The 229-nt window shown below is 49.8% G+C and carries 1 protein-coding gene; it reads right to left on the bottom strand.

Annotated elements, in window-relative coordinates:
- A partial coding sequence (locus V5P19_RS24675) for a GDP-mannose 4,6-dehydratase (RefSeq protein WP_334408133.1) occupies nucleotides 1-229 on the bottom strand: 229 nt, incomplete at both ends.

The raw sequence follows: 229 nt of genomic DNA, 5'->3' as shown, positions 1-229 counted from the left end.
GAATAAGGGCTGCTCGGCGCATACGGCGTGGTTTCGGTGAAGAAATCATCCGTCGAGTGCAGGTCACCATATACTTCGTCAGTGGAGATATGATGAAAACGGAACGCTGATTTTTTATCTTCCGTTAGCGCATTCCAGTAAGCCCGCGCCGCTTCAAGCAATGTATAAGTCCCGACAATGTTGGTTTCAATAAACGCTGCCGGGCCGTCAATAGAACGGTCAACATGGC

Source organism: Enterobacter sp. UNJFSC 003 (assembly GCF_036903355.1).
In the GTDB taxonomy this organism is placed as follows: domain Bacteria; phylum Pseudomonadota; class Gammaproteobacteria; order Enterobacterales; family Enterobacteriaceae; genus Enterobacter.
Note: the sequence above shows the minus strand (reverse complement) of the source record. Positions and strands in the feature narration are given on the sequence as shown.